Source organism: Halomonas sp. H10-9-1 (assembly GCF_040147005.1).
Taxonomy (GTDB): Bacteria; Pseudomonadota; Gammaproteobacteria; order Pseudomonadales; family Halomonadaceae; genus Halomonas.
In genome coordinates this window covers 1720871-1739820 of the sequence record NZ_JAMSHO010000001.1, presented here as the reverse complement: position 1 = coordinate 1739820, position 18950 = coordinate 1720871, and the positions used below count along the sequence as shown (strand labels likewise).

At 63.3% G+C, this 18950-nt stretch carries 21 protein-coding genes; 12 read left to right on the top strand and 9 right to left on the bottom strand.

Annotation, left to right across the window (positions count from 1 at the left end; genetic code table 11):
• Positions 1–429 precede the first annotated feature (429 nt).
• The 3 genes from NFH66_RS07960 to NFH66_RS07950 are packed head-to-tail and all read left to right on the top strand — an operon-like array spanning position 430 to position 2105.
• A complete protein-coding gene (locus tag NFH66_RS07960; protein ID WP_349609668.1) occupies positions 430–1632 on the top strand; it encodes an ISL3 family transposase in 1203 nt (400 codons plus the stop codon).
• Positions 1633–1665: 33 nt separating this feature from the next.
• Entirely contained in the window at positions 1666–1824 is a 159-nt protein-coding gene (locus NFH66_RS07955; protein ID WP_349609666.1) for a type II toxin-antitoxin system RelE/ParE family toxin, read from the top strand.
• Between the two features lie 14 nt (positions 1825–1838).
• On the top strand, positions 1839–2105 hold the full coding sequence (locus NFH66_RS07950; protein WP_349609664.1) for a HigA family addiction module antitoxin: 267 nt from the start codon (positions 1839–1841) through the stop codon (positions 2103–2105).
• Between the two features lie 239 nt (positions 2106–2344).
• Here NFH66_RS07950 and NFH66_RS07945 read toward each other — a convergent pair whose 3' ends face one another.
• The gene (locus NFH66_RS07945) at positions 2345–2779 is read right to left on the bottom strand and encodes a phasin family protein (RefSeq protein ID WP_349609662.1); all 435 of its coding nucleotides are present in this window, start codon (positions 2777–2779) and stop codon (positions 2345–2347) included.
• A 76-nt stretch (positions 2780–2855) separates the two neighbouring features.
• Between NFH66_RS07945 and NFH66_RS07940 the strand changes: the two genes are divergently transcribed.
• Positions 2856–3161, top strand: a complete 306-nt coding sequence (locus NFH66_RS07940) for a type II toxin-antitoxin system RelE/ParE family toxin (protein ID WP_349609660.1) — start codon at positions 2856–2858, stop codon at positions 3159–3161.
• The gene (locus NFH66_RS07935) at positions 3158–3454 is read left to right on the top strand and encodes an addiction module antidote protein (RefSeq protein WP_349609658.1); all 297 of its coding nucleotides are present in this window, start codon (positions 3158–3160) and stop codon (positions 3452–3454) included. The genes NFH66_RS07940 and NFH66_RS07935 overlap by 4 nt, the downstream gene beginning before the upstream one ends.
• Positions 3455–3501: 47 nt before the next feature.
• On the opposite strand, the gene NFH66_RS07930 is transcribed toward NFH66_RS07935, so the two are convergent.
• From NFH66_RS07930 to NFH66_RS07920, 3 genes are all read right to left on the bottom strand, one after another.
• The gene (locus NFH66_RS07930) at positions 3502–3756 is read right to left on the bottom strand and encodes a Txe/YoeB family addiction module toxin (RefSeq protein ID WP_349609656.1); all 255 of its coding nucleotides are present in this window, start codon (positions 3754–3756) and stop codon (positions 3502–3504) included.
• Positions 3753–4007, bottom strand: a complete 255-nt coding sequence (locus tag NFH66_RS07925; protein ID WP_349609655.1) for a type II toxin-antitoxin system Phd/YefM family antitoxin — start codon at positions 4005–4007, stop codon at positions 3753–3755. Before NFH66_RS07925 ends, NFH66_RS07930 begins: the two co-directional genes overlap by 4 nt.
• 254 nt (positions 4008–4261) lie before the next feature.
• Positions 4262–5218, bottom strand: coding sequence for an MBL fold metallo-hydrolase (locus tag NFH66_RS07920; RefSeq protein WP_349609654.1), 957 nt, complete (start codon positions 5216–5218; stop codon positions 4262–4264).
• Positions 5219–5620: 402 nt separating this feature from the next.
• Here NFH66_RS07920 and NFH66_RS07915 point away from each other — a divergent pair, with 402 nt between their 5' ends.
• The 5 genes from NFH66_RS07915 (at position 5621) to NFH66_RS07895 (ending at position 9356) form a co-directional block, all read left to right on the top strand.
• On the top strand, positions 5621–5764 hold the full coding sequence (locus NFH66_RS07915; protein ID WP_349609653.1) for a hypothetical protein: 144 nt from the start codon (positions 5621–5623) through the stop codon (positions 5762–5764).
• Between the two features lie 115 nt (positions 5765–5879).
• The gene (locus NFH66_RS07910) at positions 5880–6023 is read left to right on the top strand and encodes a hypothetical protein (protein WP_349609652.1); all 144 of its coding nucleotides are present in this window, start codon (positions 5880–5882) and stop codon (positions 6021–6023) included.
• A 287-nt stretch (positions 6024–6310) separates the two neighbouring features.
• Positions 6311–7849, top strand: a complete 1539-nt coding sequence (istA, locus tag NFH66_RS07905) for an IS21 family transposase (protein WP_349609651.1) — start codon at positions 6311–6313, stop codon at positions 7847–7849.
• Between the two features lie 16 nt (positions 7850–7865).
• Positions 7866–8621 (top strand): IS21-like element helper ATPase IstB, encoded by a 756-nt coding sequence (gene istB, locus NFH66_RS07900; RefSeq protein ID WP_349608073.1) that lies wholly within the window; start codon positions 7866–7868, stop codon positions 8619–8621.
• A 180-nt stretch (positions 8622–8801) separates the two neighbouring features.
• Positions 8802–9356 carry a hypothetical protein gene (locus tag NFH66_RS07895; RefSeq protein WP_349609650.1) on the top strand — a complete coding sequence of 185 codons (555 nt, stop codon included), beginning with the start codon at positions 8802–8804 and terminating at the stop codon, positions 9354–9356.
• A 36-nt stretch (positions 9357–9392) separates the two neighbouring features.
• Here NFH66_RS07895 and NFH66_RS07890 read toward each other — a convergent pair whose 3' ends face one another.
• From NFH66_RS07890 to NFH66_RS07880, 3 genes are all read right to left on the bottom strand, one after another.
• Positions 9393–10802: a pilus assembly PilX family protein gene (locus NFH66_RS07890; protein ID WP_349609648.1), complete on the bottom strand. Its 1410-nt coding sequence runs from the start codon at positions 10800–10802 to the stop codon at positions 9393–9395.
• Between the two features lie 114 nt (positions 10803–10916).
• Positions 10917–12332 carry an O-antigen ligase family protein gene (locus tag NFH66_RS07885; RefSeq protein WP_349609647.1) on the bottom strand — a complete coding sequence of 472 codons (1416 nt, stop codon included), beginning with the start codon at positions 12330–12332 and terminating at the stop codon, positions 10917–10919.
• 270 nt (positions 12333–12602) lie between these two features.
• Positions 12603–13025, bottom strand: a complete 423-nt coding sequence (locus NFH66_RS07880; protein ID WP_349609646.1) for a pilin — start codon at positions 13023–13025, stop codon at positions 12603–12605.
• 304 nt (positions 13026–13329) lie between these two features.
• Between NFH66_RS07880 and NFH66_RS07875 the strand changes: the two genes are divergently transcribed.
• On the top strand, positions 13330–14934 hold the full coding sequence (locus NFH66_RS07875) for an ATPase, T2SS/T4P/T4SS family (protein ID WP_349609645.1): 1605 nt from the start codon (positions 13330–13332) through the stop codon (positions 14932–14934).
• On the opposite strand, the gene NFH66_RS07870 is transcribed toward NFH66_RS07875, so the two are convergent.
• Positions 14858–15976 carry an ISAs1 family transposase gene (locus tag NFH66_RS07870; RefSeq protein WP_349611684.1) on the bottom strand — a complete coding sequence of 373 codons (1119 nt, stop codon included), beginning with the start codon at positions 15974–15976 and terminating at the stop codon, positions 14858–14860. The two genes, NFH66_RS07875 and NFH66_RS07870, sit on opposite strands and share 77 nt — an antisense overlap.
• A gap of 328 nt (positions 15977–16304) precedes the next feature.
• Positions 16305–16952 carry a prepilin-type N-terminal cleavage/methylation domain-containing protein gene (locus NFH66_RS07865; RefSeq protein ID WP_349609643.1) on the bottom strand — a complete coding sequence of 216 codons (648 nt, stop codon included), beginning with the start codon at positions 16950–16952 and terminating at the stop codon, positions 16305–16307.
• 171 nt (positions 16953–17123) lie between these two features.
• Here NFH66_RS07865 and pilB point away from each other — a divergent pair, with 171 nt between their 5' ends.
• Positions 17124–18944 carry a type IV-A pilus assembly ATPase PilB gene (pilB, locus tag NFH66_RS07860; RefSeq protein WP_349609641.1) on the top strand — a complete coding sequence of 607 codons (1821 nt, stop codon included), beginning with the start codon at positions 17124–17126 and terminating at the stop codon, positions 18942–18944.
• Positions 18945–18950 lie beyond the last annotated feature (6 nt).

Here is an 18950-nt window from a genome sequence, read left to right as displayed (position 1 = left end):
GACAGGGAATAGTCCTTGGGGTCTGACCCCAAGGGCGCGGCGCTGTGCTCGCATGAGGCGCCAACACCTTCGAATATGTCGATATCGTGACATCATTCGTGGGGAAGCTTCAGGGACTGTCCCCGATTGGCTATAAGCCTCGCGCTTGTGGACCATAACGCAACACGTTAAGCTCAATGGAGCGCATGGCGAGCAGATGAGTCACCGTGATCAAGCATTTCAAGGACCGCCAGGCAGAATCCATCGCACGCGGCAACGTGGCTCGAAAACTGCCCCACAGTATGCAACGCCAGGCACTTAAAAAATTGGTTCTTCGCAGACTGGCGTGAAAGCGAAGCAACCTTAGGCAGAGGCGGGATAGAGAAACGGCGGTAAATCCGAGTAAGCTGATATTCGCCAAAACGTCAGCCTACGGACACCGCCGTTGCCATGGATGCTACCCCGCTCTGCCTGTTCTGGAAAGGTTTCACCGTCACCCACCACGAGTTCCTGGATCCTCAGACGCTGCGGCTCCAGTTGGAGCCCGATGACCGGATCCCGCCGGTTTGCAGCGGCTGTGACCATGCCTGCTTTCTCGTCCATGACGTGCATCACCGTCGCGTCCGAGAGGCGCCGTTGCTGATCTACCGGGTGGAGCTGGAGGTGCCGGTACGCCGCCTGCGCTGCCCGGTTTGTGGCCCGACACGGGAGCGTATCGACTGGCTGCCGGGGCGCTCACCGGTCACCACCACGTTGCGCCAGTGGGTGGAGCGCCTGGTCACGTTGCTGCCGATTCGGCATGTCGCCGACCTGGTCGGCTTGCACTGGCATACCGTCAAGACCATTGACAAGCAGCGTCTGCAGCGCGACCTGCCGGCACCTGACCCGAGTCGGTTACGGCGGCTGATGATGGATGAGTTCGCCCTGCACAAGGGGCACCGCTACGCCACGGTGGTCGCCTGCGCCGACACCCAGCAGGTGGTATGGGTGGGCGAAGGCCGCTCCCGCGAAGCAATCCGGCCGTTCTTCGAATGGCTGGGCGAGGCGCGTGAACAGATCGAGGCGGTCGCCATGGACATGAACTCAGCCTTTGATGCAGAGGTGAAGGACCAGTGCCCCAATGCCGAGGTGGTCTACGACCGCTTCCATGTGGTGGCCAAGTACGGACGCGAGGTGATGGACCGGGTTCGCGTTGATCAGGCCAACCAACTGCGCGACGACAAGGCCGCTCGCAAGGTCATCAAGGGAAGCCGCTGGCTACTGCTGCGCAACGCCGACAACCTCAAGCCCGAGCAGGCGGTCAAGCTGGAGGAGTTGCTGGCAGCCAACGCGTCATTGACCACGGCCTATGTGCTCAAGGACCAGTTGAAGACCCTGTGGTTTGCCGACGACGAGGCTACTGCCCGAAGCGCCTGGCAGGAATGGTACGAGATGGCCACCAGCAGTGGCATCGAGGCTCTGGGGCGCTTCGCCAAGCGACTGGCCCCGTACCTTGAAGGGATCCTGTCCAGTGCCCGGCACCGGCTAAATACCAGCGTGCTGGAGGGCATGAACAACCGGATCAAGGTCATGAAGCGGATGGCTTACGGGTACCGCGACACGGAGTACTTCTTCCTGAAGATCCGTGCCGCGTTTCCCGGCAAAGTGCGATGAACCAAAAAATTACGCCAGCTCGATGCCGCCGTCGTGCTCGACGATCTGCGCATTCCTCCGGGTAACCGGCTTGAAGGCCTCAGGGGCGATCGAGAGGGCCAATTCAGTATCCGCATCAATGACCAGTGGCGACTTTGTTTTCGCTTTATCGACGGCGATGCCTATGACGTCGAGATCGTTGACTACCACTGACAGGAGGCAAGCAAGTGACCGAGAAGCTTCCCAATATCCATCCGGGTGAGATCCTGCAGGAGGAGTTCCTGGAGCCCATGGGGATCAGCAGGAATGCCCTGGCCAAGGCCATCGGAGTACCGGTGACCCGTATCAGCCAGATCACCCTAGGCCGCCGCCGCATCACCGGTGACACCGATCTGAGGTTTTCTCGCTACTTTGGCACCAGCGAAGGCTACTGGCTCAGGCTTCAAAACGCCTACGACCTGGAAGAAGCCCGGCGCCACCTGGTAGCAGGTTGATCGGGGCCTGCCCTGGGGGAATTCGCCCTTGGGGTCTGACCCCGCTGCTACATGTTACGCCAACACTCTGATATGACTGAGTAATCAACAACGTGGGGGTCAGACCCCAAGGGCTACGCCGAACCCTCGGATATCCGCCAAGAATTAAAAAACAGGCCGCCGATCATGTGATCGGCGGCCTGTTGGTCTACCAGCTCGGCTCAGCAGTCTTGCAGGCCCGCGCGGTGCGGGCCGGCGACTTACGCCTGAGCGGCAGCCTTGCCCCTGGCGGTCTTGCTGGTGGCGGTAGCGGCAGTCTCGGTGGCCTGCTTGACGCTTTCCTGGGCCTGCTTGACGCTGCCCTCGGTCAGCTTCTGGCTCTCCTGCACGAACTCCTGCTGCAGGGCCACCACCTTCTCGGCGTCGCTCTTCAGGCGCTCGCTGAGCTCCTGGGCGACTTGCTGCTGGCCTTCCAGGTAGCTCTTCAGGCCTTCGGCGTCCTTGACCTGCACCAGGTTGCGCAGCTGCGCCAGGTTGGTGTCGGTGTAAGCCTTGGTGGCCTCGAACTGGGCGTTGACCAGCTTCTCGGTGTAGTCGACCGAGAGAGCGGCGAAGGCGCGCGCCGGGGCGAAGAACAGTGACTCGAACTGGGCGGTGTCGAACGCTTTGGTGTCGAATGCGAATGCGTTGGTCATTATGAAATACTCCGGTTCTGGCTGATGGGAACGGGATCTCTCATGAAGGCCCCGCCCTGCTCTGCTGCAATGCACAATGTACACTAGCACCCACTTTTGTGCATTGCAACATCGGCAGGATACATCGGCTAATCGTAAACAACGCGCCAAGGCCATGATTGCGGCCCGTGTGTTCCGCTTGGCCAATGGCTTGCCAGGCGACGTAAAGTCGGTTGGAAACGGCATCAGTGAACTGCGCATCCACTTCGGACCAGGATGTCGGATTTACTTCAAGAAGCACGGTAACGCAATCATCATCCTTCTGTGTGGCGGCGATAAAAGCAGCCAGCAAGATGATATCGAAACCGCGAAACGTCTGGCATCAGAGTGGGAGGCGTCATGAACGAGAAGGTCTATGAGTACGACCCGGCGGCCGCCCTGGAAAGCGAAGAGGCGATTGCCATTTTTCTGGCCGACGCCTTGGAATCTGGGGATTCGGCCTATATCGCCAAGGCAATGGGCGTGGTGGCCCGCGCCAAGGGCATGACAGAACTCGCCCGTGAAACCGGGCTATCCCGTGAGCAGCTCTACCGCTCTTTCAGTGAGCAAGGAAACCCCACTCTCAAGACGATGCTCGCGGTGATGCGCGCGCTGGGAGTCGATCTCACCGCACGCCCCCACGAACCAGCAGCCTGAGGAAAAAGAGAAGTGGGGAAATGGGGCCTGTCCCCGATTATCGATGATCAATAGCGGTACCGACACTGAACGATCACGATAGCGCTGTCGGTCACCTTGTAGACGAGGCGATGTTCCCGGTCGATCCGTCGCGACCAGTACCCTGACCACTGGTGCCGCAATGGCTCGGGATCGCCCAGGCCATCAAACGGCTGGCGCTGGATGTCCTTGATCAGCATGTTGATGCGCTCGGGGGTCTTCCTGTCGCGTGACTGCCAGTAGAGGTAGTCCTGCCAAGCCTGGCTGGCCCAGGTCAGCATCATGGATCGATCAGGCCATGCTCAGTGGCATCGCCCCGTTCCACCTCGGCAATGGCCTCGTTAAGTCGCTGGACGTTGCGCGGGCTGGCCATCAGGTAGGCGGTTTCCTCGTAGGACTTGAAGTCCTCTACCGACATCACAATCGCGGGTTTACCATTCTGGCGCGTGATCAGCACCGGCACGTGGTCATCGTTGACCCGGTCCAGCACCTTGGCCAGGTGGCTGCGAAAATGGCTGTAGGTCACGGTATCCATGCTTTCCTCCTCTAGGCTCATCGCTCATTGTACGTATTCTTGTACTTGCCTGTCAGTTCCAAGGGGCCGGCCCGACGACCGCCCGAAACGCCATCGGCCGGCATGGTGGCTCCGGGGGAAACTGGGGGCTATCCCCGATTGGCTGCGAGAGTTCGGCGTAGCCCTTGGGGTCTGACCCCCATGTTGTTGATTGCTCAGTCATATCAGAGTGTTGGCGCAACATGTAGCAGCGGGGTCAGACCCCAAGGGCGCGATTACCCGAAGAAAAGCGCGGGACTGACGCCGAAGCGCTTCGACAGGGCCTGGATGTGTCGACGCGTCAGTTCGCGCCCGCGGCGATTGAGAATCCTGGACACTAGCGACTTGCTGCCGATCTCCGGAAAGTCGGCAATGCCAAGCCCGTGCTGCTCCATGAGAAACTTGAGCATATCGACGGCATCCAGAGTTTCTACACCCGCATTGAACTTGGCGAAATCGGGGGCGATGCTCTCCCACTCCTCGATGACATCGGTCAACCGCTCGATGGCCGCCTTGAGCCGGGCGCGGCGGTGGCGACGACCCTCGTGGCGCCGGTCGCCGTAGGTGCTCTCCAGCACCAGGGTGTCGCAGCCCCAGGGCGGCTTCGGCGCCGGCAGAAGCGGCGCATAGGGCGCGCCCAGGTCGCCGGAGAACAGCGTGCGATGCACTTTTCCACTCTCTCGGTCTAGGGTGTCCACCTCCACATAGCAGGAGCCGAGGATATGCCCGGCGCGCTGCAGCCTCACCCGCACCCGATGTCGGTCGTCATCCACCAGGGTGTGCCACTCACGGTAGCCAAGCGCCGCCAGCCGACCCTCCACCTCGGCCAGGAAACGCTCGATCAGCGCCCGGTCGCGGGTGAAGCCGATCTTCAGCGCATCCTCGATCACCAGCGGCAGCAGTCTTGCCGAGGGCACCGAGCAGAGGATGGGCCCGCGATACCCCGCCGCCAGCAGGTAGGGCAGCCGGCCGATATGGTCGATATGCACATGGGTCACCACCAGCGCCAGCACGTCATCGACCGGAAAATTGACCTTGTACTGCTCGAAGCTGTCGACATGGTCGGCGTCCTGGCCCTGGAAGAGCCCGCAATCCACCAGCAGGGCGCGGTCATCGCTGATCTGCAGCCGATGGCAACTGCCGGTGACGCCGGTGGCGCCGCCGTGGTGGAGGAGCTGTGGATAGGGGTTCATGCGCACGGCCTCCCTGCCGAGAGTGGTCGTTTCACTATAGCCGCTGTCGCAACCGCTGCCGCGTTCGGCAACCCCGCCGGGCGGCTTCACCGCCATTCGTCGAAGCGTCGAACCGCCGGCGGAGCCGATCTCCCACCAGTGGAGCCAAGCTCCAGGAGTCATACCGCTGCCACGGAGGCTGCTGTCATGGGTGGTTATGCCACTGCCACGGAGCCTGTTGTCACTGTTGGCTATCCCGCTTGCATAGAGGCTATTGCTACTGGTGGGAGCCACGCTTTGTGGGGCGATTCAGGGGGCGCGGAATTTTCAGAAATATTTTTCACAAATACTTGCCTGCGACCTTGGTCGAAGATAAGATATGTGAAAATGCTTTCCGAAAACTGAAACCCAGGAGATTTCCCCATGACCACCGAGCGCATCCCCACCATCTGGGACCAGCCCCTCCCCCGCACCAAGCGCAAGAGCGAGCAGCGCAGCGTCAACACCGAGCGCTTCCTGACCATCTGGAGCCGCCCGCTCGCCAGGCTGCCCAAGGCTGGCGCCTGATCGACTAGCGGCTATCTTCAAAGATAGGAAATCGGGGACAGACCCTCTTTAATCGCTGAATATCCAGCGTTATGGAGATCGCAGCCGCGAGGATCTCGCGCCACGCCCCTGGGACGTGCTGATCAACGAACCCCTCATCCAGGCCACCCTACCCACCGCCGTGGTCGGGCTGATGGCGCTGGTGTTATTGCTGCTGGACCCGCTCTACCCGCGACTCTGCCAACGGCTGGGGCACATCGGCGACGTCAACAGCCGGTAACGCTGCCCCAGCTCGTCGCCTCCCCCAAGCCGAATGGCACCAGAACTGGCCATACTGCGTATTCCGCGCCATCGTGACCGCCCGTTCCGATCTATCGTGACCGACCATTCCGGGCCAACGTGACCGGCTATTCCGTTTCATCGTGACCGATTTCGGCCTCTTTTCCGGAATCCGCGGTCACGATGTCGGAATCCTCGGTCACGTTCCCGGAATCTCACCTAACTCGCTGGAATGATTCGGACTTTTACGGCATATCCCTCCTATTGCCTTTGCCCCTGGAGGGGACCATGCCAGCACCGAGGATTCCCATGCGAACCATCACCGAGGTGTTGCGCCTCAAGTACGACGCCGGCCTCAGCCACGAGAAGATTGCGCGGGCCTGCGGCCTCTCCAAGGGCGTGGTCAGCAAGTACGTCAGCCTGGCCCAGGTGGCCGGCATCCGCTGGCCGTTGCCCGACGGCACCGACGAGGCGGCGCTGGAGGCGCGGCTGTTCCCGGCCAAATCGCCGCCGATGCGCTTCTCGGCGCCGGACTACTTCCAGGTCCACCAGGCGCTCAAGCGCAAGGGCGTCACCCTGCAGCTGCTGTGGGCCGAGTACGTCGAGGTCCACGGCGACAAGGCCTACCGCTACAGTCGGTTCTGCGATCATTACCGCGCCTGGCGGGACCGCCAGCGGCGCAGCATGCGTCAGGTCCACCGCGCCGGCGAGAAGCTGTTCATCGACTACTGCGGCCCGACCGTGCCGATCATCAACCAGGCCACCGGCGAGGAGCGACGGGCCCAGGTGTTCGTTGCCGTGCTGGGCGCCTCCAGCTACACCTACGCCGAGGCCACCTGGAGCCAGGCGCTGCCCGACTGGATCGCCTCTCACCAGCGCGCCTTCCAGTTCCTGGGCGGTGTCCCCGAGCTACTGGTGCCCGACAACCTGAAGAGCGCCGTGACGCGGGCATGTCGCTACGAGAGCCAGCTCAACGCGACCTACGCCGAGATGGCCCAGCACTACCAGGTCGCGGTGCTGCCGGCGCGGCCTTACAAACCCAAGGACAAGGCCAAGGCGGAGGCCGCGGTGCTGTTGGTGGAGCGCTGGATCCTGGCCCGACTGCGCCACCACACCTTCTTCACGCTGGCCTCGCTGAACCAGGCCATCCGCGAGCTGCTGGAGGATCTCAACCGCCGACCCTTCCAGGGCCGCGAGGAGAGCCGGCGCGATTTGTTCGCGGCCATCGACCGGCCGGTGCTGCGCCCGCTGCCGGAGACGCCCTACGAGTACGCCGAGTGGCGCAAGGCCAGGCCCGGCATCGACTACCACCTCGACCTCGACAAACACTTCTACAGCGTCCCTCACAGCCTGGTCGGCCAGGTGCTGGAGGTGCGCCTGACCCACGCCATGGTGGAGGTGTTCCACAAAGGGCAGCGGGTGGCGGCGCACCCGCGCCACGCCCCGGGACGTTTCTCGACCCTGGCCGAGCACATGCCCAAGCGTCACCAGGCCCACCGCGACTGGTCGCCAAGCCGCTTCCTGGACTGGGCGAAGGACATCGGCGTCGCCACCCTGGAAATGACCCAGCGACAGCTGCAGGACCGCCCCCATCCCGAGCATGGCTACCGTGCCTGCCTGGGCCTGTTGCAGCTCAGCCGGCGCTACGGCAAGGCCCGGCTGGAGCAGGCCTGCGCGCATGCCCTGGCGATCCCCACCACCCGCTACAGCAGCATCGCCTCGATCCTCAAGCAGGGGCTAGATCAGCAGCCGATGCTGACGCTCCCCGAGGCGCTCGATGACTTGCCGCCCCACACCAACGTGCGCGGTGCCGAGTACTACCACTGATCCGAGGAGACGACCGATGATGACCCAGCCCCTGCTCGACACCCTGCGCCGCCTCAAGCTGACCGGCATGTATGACGCACTGGCCCACCAGCTCACCCAGCCGGACACCTACGACCTGCCGTTCGAGGATCGCCTGGGCATGCTGCTCGACCGAGAGGTCCTGCATCGCGATAACCGCCGCCTCGACCGGTTGCTGAAGACCGCCAAGCTGCGCGTGACGGCCTGCGTCGAGGACATCGACTACCGCCACCCTCGCGGCCTGGAGCGGGGCCGCATGGCGCCGCTGGCCACCGGCGAGTGGATCGGCCAGTCCCTCAACCTGTGCATCACCGGCCCCACCGGGTGCGGCAAGACCTGGCTGGCCTGCGCGCTGGGCAACCAGGCCTGCCGGCAGGGTTACTCGGTGCGTTACCTGCGGGTGCCGCGCCTGTTCGAGCAGCTGCGCATCGCCCAGGGCGACGGCTCCTACGCCCGGCTGATGGGCCAGCTGCAGAAGACCGACCTGCTGATCCTCGACGACTGGGGCATGCAGAAGATGACCGCGCCGCAGCGCCAGGACCTGATGGAGGTGATCGAGGACCGGCACGGCCGGGGTTCGACGCTGATCGCCAGCCAGCTGCCCATCGAGCACTGGCACGACTACATCGGCGCGGCGACGGTGGCCGACGCCATCCTGGACCGGCTGCTGCACAGCGCCCACCGCCTGACACTCAGAGGAGAATCGATGCGCAAGAGCGCCGCCCCGCAAGCGGCAGAAGTTGACCCATCGTGACCGGTCAGCTTACAAAACCAGATCCAGTGAGAGAGCGGTGAGCAAATCGGTCACGATCCCCGGAATGACCGGTCACGTTCGTCGGAATACGCACATACGCGTACCTTGCTGGCACCATAGGTGTGTAACGGTTTGTTTCAGCTGGGTGGCCACACCCTTCCGCCCCTCAAGGAATCCGAAGTGTTCAAGACACTATTTGGCAGGAAGCCGATTCGCGTGTGGATCATCAAGCAGGTCGATATGTCCCAGCGCCTGATTCACCTGTGTGGCCAGGGTACTCTGACCACCGACCTCAAGCCGCGCGAAGCCTTGAACCAGCTGCGCGGCCGGCGCTATCAGGGTGGCGTGCGCATGGGCGACACCGGCTGGGTACTGCATGCCCGCCTCTTCGAGGGGCTGGTGCCCGAAGAGGAGCTCAGCATCACCTTTCCCGACCGCGCCCTGTGGTTGGAGCGCTCATGGCGCATCGCCAGCGTGCCTCAGCACTGTTGGACCTGGGAGGGGCAGCTCAAAACCATCCCCGCCACCGATGGGGAAGGCCTGGTCAGTCAGGAGGATGTGCGTTTCCTGCGCCAGCGTATCGATACCAGTGGCGCTCCGCCCGGCCGCGCCATCTTCAGGCCGATGAACGCCCTGGAGGCACCGGAGAAGGATATCCGCGACGCCATCGAGCGCGCCCAGCGTCACCGCCAGGCCTTCACCCATCACGAGCAGCATCACACGGAAGACACCTGATAAGCGTGACGGCTAGCGGCGGGCGCTTGTCGGGCGTCACTCCACGCTAAGCTGGATCCAGCCCTCGAACGACCAGCCATTCGATCCGCTTTCCCCACCGCCCCAGAAGGACTCGATGGTGAGGTCTTCGAAGCGATCAGGATCCAGGTTCTTGAGCTCGGCGATGGCGAGTTCTAGGTTGAAGTTGTCGTGCCACACCGTGCCCGCGTTGCCGCCACCGGCCAGCTTGAGGGTGTGGTTGGGCAGGCTGACCCAGTCGCCGTCGATCACTTCCACATTCGCCACCACGGCGGCGCCATTCACCCTTTCCTGACCACGCAGATCCAGCTTGCCGCTTAGGTCGATATAGAGGCCGTTGAAGGTCTTTTCACCTGGGCCAAAGCCGTTTTCTTTATCTCTGGCACCCGGCGGCACGATACGCACATAGGCGCACAGGCCTGCGCCTGAACCACCCTGACCATTGCCGTTGTTGCCGTTGTTGCCGTTGTTGCCGTTGTTGCCGTTGTTGCCGCCACCATTATTGGCATTGGCGTTGGCACTGAGGGCAACCGCGCCCTCATTGGCCAGCATGGCGTTGCTCGCCGCCTGGCCACCCTCCCCCTGGCAGGTCTGGTAGATATCCTGCAGCAGATCGATGGTCGAATTGATGCCGTCGCGATCAGGCTGCGCAGCGGCGATGGCGGCCTGGGGGCTACCGTCGATGATCTTGTCGGTATTCTCACCCATACTGCCGATCAGCGCGGCCTTGTCGAGCGCGGTGTAGTCTCCCTCGTCGAGGTCGCCGTCGTCGATCAGCGACTGGAAGAGATCGGCATGGCTACTGCCCACCAGCTCATCGAAGTAGATCGCCCTGCCGCCGGGGCCCATATCGAGCCGCGAGTTCTGGGAGTTAGGCCACTGGATATCGGCATCCTCGGCGATGCCGCCGATGAAGTTGGTGGTGGCCAGACCGGCGAAATTCTCGCGCACCGACACCGTGGCCGGGTAACGCGCCGGATGCTGGGCGTTACCGGCAAGCCCCAGGATGGCGGCGGAGGTGCGGCCAGAGTTCCCGACCTCGTCGTCTCTGGCGTTACAGATCACCACCCGTGCCTGGGGATAGGTATCACTACTGGCATCTGGCGGATAAACGCTATAGGCCTCGTCATTCGCCCACAGCGCCTCTCGCTGCGCCTCGCTGGTGCACGCCGGCGGCTCGCCGTCGGCGGTAGCCGCCTGCATGACGGCGCCCAACGAACCGAACAGCTCCGCCGTCGCGCTCTCGGCGATCATGCGCGCCTGCAGGCTGGCCTTCTGGTTGCCGGCCAGCCGCTCGCCGGTCAGCGAGAGGTTCATGGCGCTGATCCCGATGATGCTCGAGCCCACCAGCATGCTCAGCACCATGATCAAGGCGGCGCCCTTTTCGCGTCGAGCGGCGGCAACACGATAGCCGTGGCGTGAACGCATGCGCAACTTCCCTGTTACCGTGAAGAAGATTCCTCTAACACAATATCACAATCGATTACCAAGCATTACCTAGGGAAGTCTATCGACGGAAAACGCGAGCAGGCACCTGGCCCCTCAGCCTTGACGCCAATCGCGCCAGCTCCAGAACAGCCAGTGGTCCGGGTCGACCATCTGCATGCACTCCAGCCGCCCCTGGGCCCAGAAGCGCGGGTAATAGTAGGCGCGGCCCTGCTCCTGGAAGCAGGTGGCAGTGGAGTCCTCGGCGAGCCAGTAGAGTTCGAGGCCGGCATAGAGCAGGTAGGCGTAGAGCAGCATCAACGCCGCCCATATAAGGGTAGCCCTTAGCGGTACCGGTCCGACCGGGATGGGCGGTGGTGCTTCGTTGCTTGGCCGGTAACCAAAGACCAGTCCGATGGAGAGCACCAGCACCAGCGAACTCAGCGGGATGATATGTGAACCGGCAAACTGGGCGTTGACCACCACCCCGACGAAGGCGATCACCAGGCAAGCATAGATGGGCTTGTCGCCCTCGGGCATGGCGCGGGCCCGACGAACGATCACCCAGCAGCCGTAGAGAAGCAGCGCCAGCAGCAAAAGCGCCAGTGGCAAGCCCCACTCCGCGGCGGTATTGAGGAAAAAGTTATGAGCATGGGCGCTGCGCAGGTTGCCATCGCCCGCGAAGCCCATCGGTCCGATGCCCAAAGGGAAGTGTCCCAGCGAATAGCGCAGGGCATCACGCCAGAGATCGAGGCGGCCGCTTGATGAAGTGATATCGCGCACGAAGGCCTGCTCCGCACCACTGCCACCGCCACCAATAGGGTTAAGGAACCACCACCCCACCAAGCCCAGCGCCCCGGAAATCGCCAGCATGGTCAGCGGCCAGCGCGCGGCGCGACCAAACAGAAAGAGCGCAACCGCCGCGCCGGCGATAAGCCCCAAGAGCGCCGCCCGGCTTTCGCTGACCCAGAGCAGCCACCACCAGAAGGTGAGCGGTATCACACACAGGAAGGCCGCCACCGCGGAGGGGCGTCGCCTTGCCACGGCATACAGCAAAGCCAGCGGCATCACCCCCACCGCCACATCGGCGAAGAAGCGCACATTGGCGAAACCGGGGCCGAAGTCGTGGCGGTTAGCGAAGGGCCATACCAAGTGCAGATGGTCGGCGGCGAAGACGGAATAGAGCAGCAAGAAAAGTGTCAGCAGCCCACCCAGTGCCGCCCAGGCCAGGCGAGGGAGGTTGTTTGAGCTTGCTGCCAGCAGCGAGCCGGCGACACTCAGCAGCATAAGATAGCCAAGCTCCAGCAATGCCACGCCAGCATGAGGCGCCAAGACCAGCGCAGCCGCCATCAACACCGCGGCCACGCTCAACGTCCAGCGAAGGCGTGCTGGTAGACGCAGCAGCCGGGCCGGTTCGAAGGCGCGGAGCAGCACCAGACCACCGATCGGCAGCACCAGCCCCAGGGTGGCCAGCTGAACAACCCGCTGCAGCGGATAGAGGCTCGCCGAGCCCAGCTGCCAGGGCAGCAGCACGCCCAGGGCTAGGCCAATTGCTGTAAAGATAGGAAACCCGAGAGAAATCAGCAGCGGCAAACAGTAGCGGAGCGGGGATCGGGGCGAGTGACTTGGCATCGAATCGGCGGCCGGGCTGGGAAGAGAAAAAGAAGCAGGTTAACAAAGGAGCAAGTTTGAGCTCGTAAACGGACTCAGCAACGTCAGCGGCCGGCATTATGCCGGCCGCTAGGTTCAGGCTAGGTGTGGAATGAAGAAATATCTCTATTTAGACTTATGGGATCAGTCAAATCAGGTTCCAGTAATACCGATATCAACTGTAACTGTTTCCCCACTCGGAGCTCGTGCCGTTCCAGTAAGTGTTGAGGTGCCTTCGACAGACTGTGTAATCGACGCGCAAGCTGTAAGCCCACCATCAGCGTCAGGATTTGTGACCCCAGTACCGCCGGTATAACGGGGTAATACAGATTGAGGTGTTGGCTCGCCTTCACCTTGATTTCTCGCTACCGCAACAGCAGTTCCATAAGCACGCAAGTCAGAAATACATGCATTATTAGCAGAACGCACTGTATAATCCTGATACTGCGGAATCGCAATCGCCGCCAGGATGCCGATAATCGCCACCACGATCAGCAGCTCGATCAGGGTAAAACCGCCCTGGCCGCGCTTGCCCCTCTTTGTCTTAAATTCGGTGATCAATTCATTTGTCTTCATGATCTAGCCCCTTGTCTCCTGTCCGTCGTGGCCCCTGGCCAGTCCGGGTGGTGTTGGGTGGCCGCCCGGTTGAACGGTGGCACCGTTCCATGGTGCTTACGCTTACATTAAGTTACGTTCCGTTCCCTTGCAACACTCATCTTAGGCGCTGCGGCAATAAATTTCATGAGCTGGCTCAACGCTTCGGGGCAGGGGGCTGTCACAAGGTTGAATTCGCGTGGTAGCCGGCACGGCGGCGGCTGGGCGCGGGGTAGGGTTGGGGGCTAGAATGGGGAACAATGTTTCCCTCCCTCAGCGAGACGCCATGAACGACTACCGCAACCCGCCCCATGCCCCGCTCAAGAGCGCCCAGCCCGATACCGGCGGGCTGCGCGGCCTGGCGCGGCGACTGGTGGCAGACGGGCGGCTGTCCCATGCGGCGGCGGTGCGCGCCGAGGAGGAGGCGCGGGAGGGTGAGGTCTTGCTGATGGAGCACGTGATCGACACCGGTCTGGTCTCGGCCCGCCAAGCCACCCTCTCCGCCGCCTGGGAGTATGGCCTGCCGATCATGGACCTGGACGCCATCCGCCCCGAGACCCTGCCCGGCGCCGAGCAATTCGCCGAGAAGATCCTGCGCAAGCTCAAGGTGCTGCCGTTGATCCAGCACGGCCACCGCCTCACCGTGGCGGTGCCCTACCCTTCGACGCTTGCCCAGCTGGACGAGCTGCAGTTCGCTACCGGCCTGACGCCGGAAGGGATACTGGCCCCGGTGGACCAGCTGGTGCCGGTGCTGGAGAGCTACCTCGCCCGCAGCGAGAAGAGCATGCTGGATGAGCTCAAAGGGGTGGATGACGCCCTGGGTGAGCTGGGATTCGATGAGGGCGAAGGCAGCGGCGAGGTGGACATCAACGCCGAGGCAAAGACTGCCCGTGAAGACGCTCCGATCATCAAGTTCGTCAACAAGATCCTGCTCGACGCCATCAACCGTGGCGCCTCGGACATCCACTTCGAGCCCTACGAGACCAGCTACCGGGTGCGCTTCCGCATCGACGGCATGCTCCACGACGTGGCCCACCCGCCCTTCGCCATGCGCACCCGCATCGCAGCACGCCTGAAGGTGATGTCGCGCCTGGATATCTCCGAACGCCGCCTGCCCCAGGATGGCGCCATCAAGCTGCGGCTCTCCAAGAGCCGCTCCATCGACTTCCGCGTCAACTCGCTGCCCACGGTCTACGGCGAGAAGGTGGTGCTGCGGATACTGGACCCGACCTCGGCGCAGATCGGCATCGAGCAGCTCGGCTTCACCCCCGAGCAGAAGGCGATGTACGAAGCGGTGCTCGACCAGCCCCAGGGCATGATCCTGGTCACCGGCCCCACCGGCAGCGGCAAGACGGTGACCCTCTACACCGGTATCAATATCCTCAACGAGGTGGAGCGCAATATCTGCACCGCCGAGGATCCGGTGGAGATCAAGGTACCCGGGGTCAACCAGGTCAACGTGCTGCCCAAGATCGGGCTGGACTTCGCCAGCGCCCTGCGCGCCTTCCTGCGCCAGGACCCCGACGTGGTGATGGTCGGCGAGATCCGCGACCTGGAGACCGCCGAGATCGCCGTCAAGGCCTCCCAGACCGGCCACCTGGTGCTCTCCACCGTGCACACCAATTCGGCGGCGGAGACCCTGACGCGCCTGGCCAACATGGGCCTGGCACCGTTCAATATCGCCAGCTCCGTGAGCCTGATCATCGCCCAGCGCCTGGCGCGCCGGCTGTGCAAGCACTGCAAGCAGCCGGCGGATATTCCCCACGAGGTGCTGGAGGCCCAGGGCTTCACCCAGGGAAAACGCATGAAAAATTTCATACCGCGAGAATGTCCGCCAGGTACGTCTCATCCAGTGCGGCTTTCTTCTGCTTCCGCCGGATTCCGCCCTTGAAAGACTTCTCCCCTTTCAGGTAATTCAAGGCGATATGCCGGACTCTGGCGAGGTTTTCCGCCGCCTGTCCGCGATGGATTTTGCAGGCATCCTCACGGAGAGCGACGTCCAGCGACCAGTGAAGCTTATTTTCCACGAACCAATGCTGGCGGGCCGCTTCGGCTAGCTTTTTGGCGCTAAGCTCGGCTGAGCTGATGTAGTAACGGATCATCGGAGCCTCTGGGGCTTCGTCACCTTCCTGACGGAAACTCATGACGACTCCCACCGTTTTTAAGCCTGGCCACTCGTAGCTAAGCTCCTGAAAATCTTCAGTAATCTCACTCACGATGTGGTAGCGAGTCTCTTGCCGCCCCCGGTTCTTTTCATCCGTGACATAGGCATCCCCATCGAAGTTGACCACCTTGGTCATGGGGAACGCCGCCTCAAAGGCATCTGCCAAGGCTGGCTGATTTTCCTTCACCGAGAGTAGGTAATCGGCGCCCTTCTGCAGGATCTGAGTGGCGATCTTCTTCTGGCAACCCATGGCATCGATTGTTACCAGACAACCTTGCAGATTCAGCAGCTTGAGTAGCTCAGGAATGGCAGTTATCTCGTTGGACTTCTCCGCTGTCTTGACCTGCCCCAGCACCACGCCATTCGCCGCGCTGAAGGCACTGACCATGTGTATCGCCCCTTTGCCCTTGCCGCGGCAGTACGAGCCGCGCAGCGTCTTGCCATCAATGGCCACCACCGCCCCATCAGTCACGTCATGGCAGGCCTTCATCCACTCGGCAAAGGCGGTTTGGAGCTGCTCGGCATTCACCAACGCCATTACCCTGGCCAAGGTGTCATGGCTCGGTACGCCAGCCTCAAAATCGCCGTACTGGCGAAGAAAATCTAGCTTTGCGTGGCCAAAATCCTCAATCTCGTCCCATCCTTCAGCTCCACAGATCACTGCACAGACGGTCAGGAACAGGATGTCGGAAAGCTGATGCTGCACTTTCCAGGCCTGGCGGAAGTCGGGAACGATCGATAAATGGTGCATAAGCGACGGAGTCAGCATCGGGTCATCCATGAGCAAAAGCCGTTAGATGACCACATTAGCTCCTACTGGTAAAGCGCTACGAAGCCCGTCGTAGAGCGGTTTTTCATGCGTTTTCCCTGGCTGCCGCCCACAGCGCGTTGGTCAATCACGACGGCTGATCCAGAATTGGCCTCTGCCGCATCTCTCAACCGCCCGCCCAGTATACCCAAGGCCAGGCGCTTGCCCAGCCCAGTCTACCACCAGGCGTTAGAGTAACGGTACGTTATGCTTTGTAATCGCGCAAGCGCTATTCGCGGTGTGCCGGCGTTGGACTTGACCTGCATCAAGCCGAAGCCGGGGGCGCCGGTCAGCCGCCGGGGTTGCCGTTGGCCTGACCCTCTTCGCTGGCATTGCTGCCGCCCTGGCTATTGCCCTGGCCGTTGCCTTGGCCTTGGCCCTGGCCCTGGCCGTTGCCGTTGCCGTTGCCGTTGCCGTTGCCGTTGCCGTTGCCGTTGCCGTTGCCCTGGCCCGCATTACCCGGTGTGCCGTCGCCCTCGGCCCCAGGGTCATCAGGCGGGGGCGAGCCTTGCCCAGCGCCGGCCGCGCACCCGGGCAGCGAGACAGCGAAGGTATGCGAACACTGCCAACCACCCTGGGCGGGACGGGTCAGCGTCACCGCGCCACGCTCGCGGCTGGCGGTGATGGTGGCCTGCTGGGCATCGAGGCTGATCTGGGTGCCGGGGGGGGGATTGGCGGGCGGCGCGGGGCTGACGTTCTGCAGGTGGGCCTCCACCGGGGTGCGCTGCGCCGCGGCATCGGCCAGGGCGGCGCCGGCCTCGGCGCGCACCACATACTGCCGATAGCTGGGCACGGCGATGGCGGCGAGGATGCCGATGATGGCCACCACGATCAACAGCTCGATCAGCGTAAAGCCGACCTGGCGGCTAGGGCCCCGGCGGGCGGCGCGCTGGGCGCGGCCGGCAAGGCGCAGTAACGGGAGGATGAACAGGCCCACGGCCGCCCTCGCGGTTGGGTGAATGGCGATGCTAGTGTAGCCAGTCTACCTCATTACGTGAACGGTGTGTAAATATTTGTTACCGTTGGCCTTGCGATGGGGCACCAACTGGCCAGTGACGGGGCCTAGCGGCTAAAGTGGTAATTCCTTATGCAGTCTGCCTGGAGCCCCATGGACGACGCCCACGAGGCCCGCCCCACCCCCGGCGCAGGAGGCGCTACGCCACCTGCCGGCGATGGCGACGCCCCCGCTTCCCCGCCGCCCGATGCGCCGCCGGTCTCCACGCGCCTGCGCGGCCTGGCTCGGCGCCTGGTCGACGATGGCCTGATGAGCAGCGCCGCCGCCCGGCGCGCCGAGACGGAGGCCCACGAGGCGCAGATCTCGCTGCTCCAGCACGTGATCGAGAACGGCCTGGTGCCGGCCCATCAGGCGTGTGTGTCGGCCTCGTGGGAGTACGGCATCCCGGCGCTCGACCTGGATGCACTGCGCCAGGACGTGCTGCCCCCGGCCGAGAGCTTCCCCGAGGAGCTGCTGCGCCGGCTGCAGGTGCTGCCGCTCAAGCGCCAGGGCAACCGCCTGCTGGTGGCGGTGCCCTACCCCGCTACCCTGGTGGGGCTCGACGAGCTGCAGTTCGCCACCGGGCTGACCCCGGAAGGCATCCTGGCGCCGCTGGACCAGCTGCAGGCGCTGCTCGAACAGTACCTGATGCACAGCAGCCGGCGGCTGATGGAGGAGCTGGAGGACGCCGACGAGGCGCTGGGCCAGCTGGAGTACGAGGAGCAGGGTAGCGGCGAGGTCGACCTGCAGAGCGAGATGGCTTCTGTCAGGGAAGACGGGCCGATCATCAAGTTCGTCAACAAGATCCTGATGGATGCCATCAAGCGCGGCGCCTCGGATATCCACTTCGAGCCCTACGAGACCAGCTTCCGGGTGCGCTTTCGTATCGACGGCATCCTGCACGACGTGGCCCACCCGCCGTTCGGCATGCGCACGCGCATCCTGGCGCGCCTCAAGGTGATGGCGCGGCTGGATATCTCCGAGCGGCGCATCCCCCAGGATGGCGCCATCAAGCTGCGTACCTCCAGCCACCACTCCATCGACTTTCGCGTCAACTCGCTGCCCACCGTCTACGGCGAGAAGGTGGTGCTGCGTATCCTCGACCCCAGCTCGGCCAAGATGGGCATCGAGAAGCTGGGCTTCAGCCCCCAGCAGCGCGCGCTGTTCGAGGAGGTACTGTTCCAGCCCCAGGGCATGATCCTGGTCACCGGCCCCACCGGCAGCGGCAAGACGGTGACCCTCTACACCGGCATCAACATGCTCAACGAGGAGGAGCGCAACATCTGCACCGCGGAAGACCCGGTGGAGATCAAGGTGCCGGGGGTCAACCAGGTCAATATCCTGCCCAAGGTGGGGCTCGACTTCGCCAGCGCGCTGCGCGCCTTCCTGCGCCAGGACCCGGATATCGTCATGGTCGGCGAGATCCGCGACCTGGAGACCGCCGAGATCGCGGTGAAGGCCTCGCAGACCGGCCACCTGGTGCTCTCCACGGTGCACACCAACTCGGCGGCGGAGACCCTGACCCGTCTTGCCAACATGGGGCTGGCGCCGTTCAATATCGCCAGCTCGCTGAGCCTGATCATCGCCCAGCGCCTGGCCCGGCGGCTGTGCCCACACTGCAAGCAGAGCACCACCCTGCCCCGCGACACCCTGCGCGACCAGGGCTTCGCCGAGGACGAGCTGGACACCCTGACGCTGTATGAGCCGGTGGGCTGCCGGCGCTGCACCAAGGGCTTCAAGGGGCGCGTGGGCATCTACGAGGTGGTGCCGATCAGCGAGGCGATGAGCGAGCTGATCCTGCGCAACGGCACCTCGCTGGACTTCGATCAGCAGGCCCGCCGAGAGGGCTACCCGGACCTGCGCCACAGTGGCCTGGAGGCGGTGCGCGCCGGGGTCACCAGCCTGGCCGAGGTCAACCGTATCATCAAGGTGTAAACCGCC